This is a genomic window from Mesorhizobium sp. M0292 (assembly GCF_040321695.1).
Classification (GTDB): domain Bacteria; phylum Pseudomonadota; class Alphaproteobacteria; order Rhizobiales; family Rhizobiaceae; genus Mesorhizobium.
In genome coordinates this window covers 1-8265 of the sequence record NZ_JAMYSB010000049.1, presented here as the reverse complement: position 1 = coordinate 8265, position 8265 = coordinate 1, and the positions used below count along the sequence as shown (strand labels likewise).

The window sequence follows — 8265 nt, the reverse complement described above, 5'->3', positions numbered from 1 at the left end:
TGGGGTGACGAGGCTGATCAAGCCTTCCAACAGTACCAGCCTGATCAATTACGGCGAGAGCTACCGGTCCGGAGATCGCATCAGCCCCTCTCTGCATATGCACGCGGCCGCCTGAATTGCCGATTTCGCTCAGCTGCTGCTGAATGGCGACGGCTTGCGGCGCATTCAGGGCCCTCTGCGTCTGCGCTGGCCACAACAGCGCTGTGGAATGTTCATTGTTGGGACTACTCACTCGGGTGGCAGGTGGTTGCATGGTCAAGCTCATCCGGCGAAGGGCGGATCTGCTGTCGGCTGGCAGCCAAGACTGGGGGCGGCGGCCCGAACTCCGGCGTCCCAGAGCTTGCGAAAGCCTCCGACACGCTTCTGTTGAGGTCATCCCGTCCATCGGGCATCCCTGGGTTGCTGAAAAAAGACGAGGCGGCTTGATGATCCTGCCCTCGCTGAAGCACCTCGCGAAACCCCTGTTCCAGTCGCAGAAGCTCCTCTGGATTGGTTGGCGGCTCGTCAGCTCGACCATCGAACAGCGGCCGGAGCGCCTCGGACACGTGCTGCTCAAAGCCCACTCGCCGGGCCTGGACCGCTTGCCCGTCTTCCAAGCCGGCGTCCTGCACCTGCGACAAAGCTGTTACACGGGATGGATTACTATTTCGCCGGGTCCACACCAGCCTCACATCAAACTGTATCGTCAAAGTCCTGCGCCAATTCACACAGCGGGTCATCGAGTTGAGATTCGGCGGAGAGCGCCTCCTCTGCTCCCGTCAAGGGCGCCGGCTCCGGGAGGGCGCCTGTCTGGCGTTCAAAGATGCGTTTCAGAATGCGATCCGAGAAATAACGCACCTTCCTCAATTTTAATGGTGGCAGACCTTTGATGAGAACAATCTCGTAGTCGTCATCGAGCAGCCGAACCTGTTCGGGACGCAATAGCGGTGCACCTTGATGTGAATTCTGAATGGTCCAGTCGAACGTTCGCGCCTGGCTGTGGGAAATCGATTTTGCTTCAAAGGTGTATTCACCGATGGCCTTGGAAATGTAGTTCGGAGTCTCGTCATCAGCCGTGGCCATGAACACTTGCAGTCCGGTATTGCTGAGAAAATTCTGCTTGCCAGCCTCTCCATAAGCCCCCGTCAGTGCCGAAAGGCTTTGGATGATGAGCATGAAACGCCCCTTGTAGCCCGCGATAGTCGTGATTGCGGTCTCGATCGCCTCAAGCTTACCCAAGTGCTTGAACTCGTCGAGCAGGAAGAGAACCTCGTGCTTTTCATCCCGGCGGGCCAGCGACCGCTGCAGAATTGAAACGATTTGCTGAAAAAACAAGCGTATCAAAGGCGCGATCACCTCAAGGTCGTTCGGACCAACGCAAAGATAGATGCACGTTCTGCGACGGCGAAGATCATAGACCGAAAAGTCCGAGCGACTTGTGGCCGCCTTTACAGCGGGATCCGCCCACAGGTTGAGCCCGCCATCGCCGAGCACGGAAGTGTAGGAGGTTAGGATTTTCGTATCGTTCCCCGCCATGTCGTCGAAGATGCGTTGTGCCTCTTTGTTCTGAGTCTCCATGGCGAGTCGCGCGAAGAGCTTAAACTTCTCCCCCGGCTGGGCGAAGAGGTCATAGACGGCGCCGATTGTTGGCGTGCCCCGCTCGATGCAGGCAAGGATTCCCGCGACAAAGATATCTCGCGCGCCGCTGACGAAACCTTCCGCGCCCTCCCCCTTGGCCGTAATCAGGTTTGCCGCCAAGCGGCGGGCTTCGGTGAATTGCTGCTGTGGAGGCAGCGCTATAAGATCCAACAGCGGATTGTAGCAGTTTGTGCGCCGCTCCGAATCCAGCGGCGCGAATTTAAACACGTCGTCACCTGCGGCTTTGCGCGCCCTCGAGGTGAGCTCAAAGAGCTCCCCCTTGACGTCCAGAGCTATCACCGAGCCTTTGAATGTAAGTAGCGTTGGAATGACTATGCCGACGCCCTTGCCAGCGCGGGTCGGTGCAACGATGAGGCTGTGAGGCTGCTCGCCATTGGTCAGGAAGTAGCCAGGCCAGAAAGGGCCACTTGTCTTCCCAAACACCGGCCCTGTCACGCCACGGTATCGTCGCAGATATCCCGTGCGTCGCATTTCATCCACTCGAGCCCAACGAGCCGTCCCGTGGTGTTCGAGCTTGCGGCGCAATACGATCTGCTGAATCAGCAAGACGACCGCGGACGTCGAGAGCACGATAGCCGCGCCCCGATAGAAAACGGGGGTTGCGAAACCCAAATAGAAGGGCGTTTCAAACCAAAAGGCACGGACATCAAACGCCATCAGAGCCTCGCCGCTGCCGCCGTGGCGGAAGGTTGCGTAAAGACTTGCCGCACAGAAGCCCACGGCGAGTGAGCACGCGATGCTAATGGCTATGTTGGGGGGCGTCGTTTTTGTTGAAAGCATTGTTCCATTGCCGGATTAGCCGTAGCTAATGCTGCGCGTGCTTCAGAGACCGAACCGGCGTCGCGCGATGTCGCCGCTCGACAGATCGATGCCGCAGTGGGTGGTGCGATGCTTGCAGCGCATCACCCGGCAGACGTGGTTTTTGAAAGTTACACTAAGCAGGTACGTCAACGGCCAGCGAATTGGAAACGGCAAGGCCGTAGACGGAATTCGGGAGAGAAAGCGTCACTGTACCATGGCCGAGACATCAACGGCCGGAGCGATCTCTGCTTCTGGTGGCCTCCATTAGGTCCTCTCGGGCGTGATTGTAGGCTTGGCTTATGGACCGCCCGACTTGAGCACCCCGCTGCAGCTGTTCATAGGAGGTTTGCGGGCCTACTGTATCACGGACTGCAGCCTCAATACCTGCTATGTGGCCGTCCAGATTCGCACTCCGTTCCTCTGCTGCATGCTGCGGCGGCGGCATGTGCGGCAAGATGTCTTGCATGCCGGGAAAAACTGAGTGAGCTTGGGCCTGTTGATTTGCGTCGAACTGGTGATACATGTTGAGAATAGCATTGGATGCCATGTTTCTGACATTGCCATCCGGATCAGAAGAAGCCAATCCAATGGCCTGATCAAGAATGCGAGATTTGTTTTCCTCAGTAAACTTACTGAAGTGTGGCGCAACGTAATAAGTTCCGAGAGCTTGCGACGGCGGATCCATGTTGCCAATGCGATTAACAATAGCATCTTGCAGCCCTGGCGTTAGGTAATTGCCTAGATTACTGGCCGCTCCGACTTTCTGCAATGCTATGTCATCCGTGCTGTACCCCAATTCGGCTGTTAATGTCGCGGCCAGATTGATGGCTGATCGTCCAAGCCGATTGGTCCGCCTTTCAAATCTCGCGAGGTCAGTTTCTGGCCCGGGTTGAGTGCCCCGAACGGCTGTTCGCTCGTGCGTCCCGAGGCCTTTGAAGCCCCCAAGATTTCGCGCTGTATCGCGCGGGTTAGCGGTTACCAGCCGTTCTGCAACATCGCTCAATGGCCCCTCTGGAACGTCACGGAGGCTACTGCTCCCCACGCCTTGAGATGATCTTGCAGCTGCGCGTGCCCGTTTGTTATCGCGATCCATTGCTCGCCTCCAAAGTAGTTATTCTACCCAGAGGTTACCACCGAAGCTTGACCTGCTAAACCGATATGATGTTACAGTTGTAGTATGGCAAAGGGTTCCCAGCTCTGTGGGTCTGCCAAGTGCCCGTCCAAGCCGAAGAAAATACGATGAAGCTGGCATCAAATGCGATGTGAACTGCCCCGGGCTTTCCGGAGGCCGTTTCGTTTGAGTTACGCGGCTATGGCTGGTTCATCCAACATGGCGTAGTAGCGTTCCTCGGCTTCGGCCGGCGGGATGTTGCCGATGGGCTCCAGCAGCCGGCGATTGTTGAAGCAGTCGACCCATTCGAGCGTGGCGAACTCGACGGCCTCGAATGAGCGCCAGGGTCCGCGTCGATGGATCACCTCGGCCTTGTAAAGACCGTTGATCGTTTCGACGAGAGCATTATCGAAAGAGTCGCCGGCACTGCCCACCGAGGGTTCGACGCCGGCCTCCGCCAAGCGCTCGGTGTATCGAATGCTGACGTATTGGGCGGATTCAACCGGTCGTCGCGACACCAAGGGATTGGAGGTGGCAATGACGGTTCACCAACGCGCTTAGATCGGTGCACTCGAAAGAAGCTGGATTCGCCCGGGCGTCCGCCTGCCTGGCAGCGTGAGAATCGCTTCCGGTTCTGGCAAGCTATTGCCTTGGGACATTCGAGCGAGGAGGCCGCACTGGATGCCGGTACATCAACGCCTCTTGGTCCGCGCTGGTTTCGGAGTACAGGAGGGATGCCGCCAACGCATTTGGCGCCGTGGGCGAAGCCGCCTTCGGGGCGATATCTTTCTTTCGGGAGCGCGAGGATATTGCGCTTGAGCTTGCCAAGGGGATCGGCATCCGGGCCATTGCTCGTAAGCTAGGTCGGCCGCCGAGCACAATCTCGCGGGAGGTCAGGCGCAATGCCGCGACGCGTAGCGGCAATCTGGATTACCGGCCAGTGCCGCCCAATGGCACGCCGATCGTGAGTCCCGCCGGCCTCCTGGCAAGCTGGCGGTCAATCCGGCTCTGCGTGAATATGTTGAGGAGCGCTTGGCCGGCAAAGTCACCAACCCCAATGGCGCCTCATTCGAGGGCCCCAAGGTGGGTGTGGAAAAAACGACAGAGCCGGAGGTGGTCGGCAACCTGGAGCCCCGAGCAGATCGCTAAATCGGCTTCAGATCGATTACCCAGAGGATCAAACCATGCGGATCAGCCACGAGACGATCTATCAGTCCTTGTACATTCAAGGACGCGGAGCATTGCGCCGAGGACTGACCGCATGTCTGCGTTCAGGCCGAGCGTTGCGCGTACCGCCCGAACGCGCGTACCGCGCGAACGGGCCCGAGTTCGCAACAAGTCCTTCATTGGAGACGCCCTTATAATAAGCGACCGTCCGGCCGAAATTGCCGATCGGGCTGTCCCCGGACATTGGGAAGGCGACCTCATCCTTGGCCTCGGAAGCTAGGCGATCGGTACGCTCGTGGAACGAAGTTCACGCTTCACAATGCGTGCTTCACCTGCCGCGCATGCAATGGCTATCAGCAGAGCCTGCGCATCAAGAACGGTCCACCACTTGCCGGCCACGGCGTTGAAGCAGTCCGCAGAGCCATAGCCCGATCCATGGGCAAACTTCCCGAGCAACTGCGTCAGTCGCTGACTTGGGCCCATGGAGCGGAAATGGCGCAGCAGCCGACCTGCGCATCGACACCGGGCTCGAGATTTTCTTCTGCGATCCCCAAGCCCGTGGCAGCGAGACTCCAACGAAAACACCAACGGCTTGCTGAGACAGTACTTTCCAAAGGGCACGGATCTCAGTCGGCACACAGCCCGGGAACTGGACGCAGTCGCCCATGCTATCAACACAAGACCGCGCAAAACGCTCGGCTGGAAAACACCTGCCGAACTCCTCGACCAACTCCTTGGGGGACAGTATGATGCCGGTGTTGCGACGATCCGGTTGAATCCGCCTTGGCTGCCTCTATCGCTGTGATGGATGAGCCCGCCTCCCATCACGGGCCGCCGATCATCGAGAGCCTGTTCCAGGGCATCGAGAACGAAGGCTGCATGCGCCGTCCGGCTCACCCGCCAGCCGACGATCCGACGGGCATAGGTGTCGATGACAAAGGCGACATAGACGAAGCCCGTCCAGGTCGCGACGCAGGTGAAGTCGGAGACCCGCAGCATGTTCGGCGCGGAGCAGTGGAACTGGTGGTTGACGTGGTCGAGAGGGCAAGGTGCGGCCTTGTCGCTCACCGTAGTGCGGATCGGCGGACGATGCCTTTGAGGCTCATGGCCTTCATCAAGCGGGCAACCGTGCAGCGGGCGACGTCGAAGCCCTCGCGACGCAACCGCCGCCAGACCTTGCGAACGCCGTAGACGCGGAAGTTCGCCTCAAACCGTCGGACCTCATGCTTCGAGGCTGTATCCCATCTTGCCCGAGCCGACAGCCGGCAGGGGTCGACGCGCTTGGCGACATGGTCGTGGTAGGTCGACGGGGCGATCGGCAGCACCTTGCAGATCGGCTCAACCCCATGCGCCTTGCGGTGATCGTCGATGAACGCGATCGTGGCCTGAACCGGCGGTCGAGCTTCGCCTGGGCAAAATACGCGGAAGCCCTGCTCTCGTTGGCCTGCGAAGCTCGCGGCTCTCGCGTTCCAGAGCCTTCAGTTTCGTCGCAGCATCCGTGGGAACTCCGGCGCGCACGCCGCCGTCACGCTCGGCTTTCTTGCAGCCGATCTTGGCGGCGATCGATGAAACCGCCGCCCAGCGCGACGTATGCTCGCGTTCGTGATCCAGAACCAGCCGCAACGCGGGGGGTCCGGACCTCGGGAGAGAACTTGTTGGTCGCCTTGCTTGTCATGGTTCCACCTTCTCAGGAGTTGGAGCCTCCGATCAACCCGGGGCGGAACACAACAAGGGGCACGGATCAATCTGGGCGGAAACCCTAGAGAATCAGCCCTCAGAGCCTTTGGTAATAACCGACCCCTCGCACCTGTTTGGGCTGGGTGTACAAGTCAGGTTTTCATCAGGTTGGACGAGTATGTCTGGCAGCCAGAGCGCGACCACTTCCGTGCCCGCCCGCTCGTCTGGCAGACACACAAAGGAGAAAGATATGCCGTCAGCTACAAGCAGCGCCATCGTTTCCTGCCGCAGATCATCGCCCATCCGGTCTGGCCCTCCTTCAGGTCCCCTTGAGCCTGTGTCTCGTCGAGGAAATGGCCCGGGAGCGGGATCGTGGTTTCGTATGAGACAATCCGCCGGTGCGGCAACAAATGCGGTCCGCATCCGGAGCCATTACGTCGCGGCACTTGATATTGCAGTGCAGCAAAGGTAGAGGGCCGCCCCTTATCGGAGTGTCGTGCATGGTCCTTACCAATACCGGTAGCGAGGCAGAACCCGTCGAACAGTCGAGCCATCCGGCAATCGAACAGCAAAGCCCCAAGGTGCTGATGCTAGGCGCGCTCGGCGTTGTCTATGGCGATATTGGCACCAGCCCGATCTACGCGTTCCGTGAGGCGCTGGTGGCGTCGTCGGGCGGCAATGTCGCCGAGCGCGGCGATATCCTCGGCGTGCTGTCGCTGATCATCTGGTCGCTGACTATCATCGTCACCATCAAGTACATCATGTTCGTGCTGCGCGCCGATAACGGCGGCGAGGGCGGCGTGCTGTCGCTGATGGCGCTAGCGCGCGGCAGTTTCCCCAAGCGGTCGGCGGTGATCCTGGGCATCGGCATCGTCGGCGCCTCGCTGTTTTTCGGCGACGCGGTCATCACGCCCGCGATTTCGGTGCTGTCGGCTGTCGAGGGTATGAACGTCGTCACGCCGACCTTCCAGCCCTATGTGGTGCCGCTGACACTGGTCATCCTGGCCATGGTGTTCGCGGTGCAGCGCTTTGGCACCGGCGGGGTGGGATGGTGTTCGGCCCGGTGACCGCCGTATGGTTCCTGGCAATTGGCCTTTCCGGTCTCAACCACATCATCGCCGATCCAGAAATCCTGTGGGCGGTGAGCCCGCACTACATCGTCGCCTTCCTGATCCATTCGCCCGACGTCGCTTTCGTGACCATCGGCGCCATCTTCCTCGCCGTCACCGGCGCCGAAGCACTCTATGCCGATCTCGGCCATTTCGGATGCAGGCCCATCGTGGTCGCCTGGCTGTGGATCGTGTTTCCCTGCCTGCTGCTCAACTATGCTGGGCAGGGCGCTTTCGTGCTGGCGAAGAACGGTCACGTCGGCCACCCATTCTTCGAGATGAACGAAGGCTGGACGCTGATCCCGATGGTGGTGCTGGCAACCGCCGCGACGGTTATCGCCAGCCAGGCGGTGATCTCCGGCGCCTTCTCGCTGACCAGGCAGGCGGTGCAGCTCAATATGCTGCCGCGTCTCGAAATCCTGCACACCTCGGAACGGCAGTCGGGCCAGATCTACATGCCACGTGTCAATCTGTTGCTGGCGCTGGCGGTGATGCTGCTGGTGGTCGGTTTCGGCGAATCGAGCAAGCTGGCCTCGGCCTATGGCATCTCGGTGACCGGCAACATGCTGGTGACGACGGTGCTGCTGTTCGTCGTCATGACGCGCATTTGGAAATGGCGCCTGTGGGTGGCGGTGGCGATGACGGCGGTGTTCGCCTTCATCGACATCGGCTTCTTTGCCTCCAACATCGTGAAGGTGTTCGAGGGCGGCTGGGCGTCGCTTGCGGTGGCCTTCACCATCGTTCTGGCGATGTGGACCTGGG

The 8265-nt window shown here is 59.9% G+C and carries 2 protein-coding genes, 4 pseudogenes and 1 other annotated feature; of the genes and pseudogenes, 2 read left to right on the top strand and 4 right to left on the bottom strand.

The features are described from left to right. Positions 1-672: 672 nt before the first annotated feature. The 3 genes and pseudogenes from virD4 to NKI96_RS32165 form a co-directional block, all read right to left on the bottom strand. Entirely contained in the window at positions 673-2418 is a 1746-nt protein-coding gene (virD4, locus tag NKI96_RS32175) for a type IV secretion system ATPase VirD4 (protein WP_023727267.1), read from the bottom strand. A 247-nt stretch (positions 2419-2665) separates the two neighbouring features. After that, positions 2666-3532 (bottom strand): hypothetical protein, encoded by an 867-nt coding sequence (locus NKI96_RS32170; RefSeq protein ID WP_023685161.1) that lies wholly within the window; start codon positions 3530-3532, stop codon positions 2666-2668. Between the two features lie 209 nt (positions 3533-3741). Then, positions 3742-4044: pseudogene (locus NKI96_RS32165) on the bottom strand (integrase core domain-containing protein); the annotation flags it as partial. A 30-nt stretch (positions 4045-4074) separates the two neighbouring features. On the opposite strand from NKI96_RS32165, the pseudogene NKI96_RS32160 reads away from it, so the two are divergent. After that, a pseudogene (locus NKI96_RS32160) lies at positions 4075-5522 on the top strand (IS30 family transposase). Here the strand turns inward: NKI96_RS32160 and NKI96_RS32155 are convergent. Further along, a pseudogene (locus tag NKI96_RS32155) lies at positions 5501-6392 on the bottom strand (IS3 family transposase); the annotation flags it as partial. The pseudogenes NKI96_RS32160 and NKI96_RS32155 sit on opposite strands and share 22 nt — an antisense overlap. Next, positions 6025-6141, bottom strand: a sequence feature (AL1L pseudoknot). Its footprint overlaps the pseudogene before it by 117 nt. Before the next feature lie 502 nt (positions 6393-6894). Here NKI96_RS32155 and NKI96_RS32150 point away from each other — a divergent pair. Next, positions 6895-8265, top strand: a pseudogene (locus tag NKI96_RS32150) (KUP/HAK/KT family potassium transporter); the annotation flags it as partial.

Bases quoted from the DNA above. Each gene is read 5' to 3' on its own strand.
- virD4 (WP_023727267.1), bottom strand. From the start codon at position 2,418: ATGCTTTCAACAAAAACGACGCCCCCCAACATAGCCATTAGCATCGCG.
- NKI96_RS32170 (WP_023685161.1), bottom strand. From the start codon at position 3,532: ATGGATCGCGATAACAAACGGGCACGCGCAGCTGCAAGATCATCTCAA.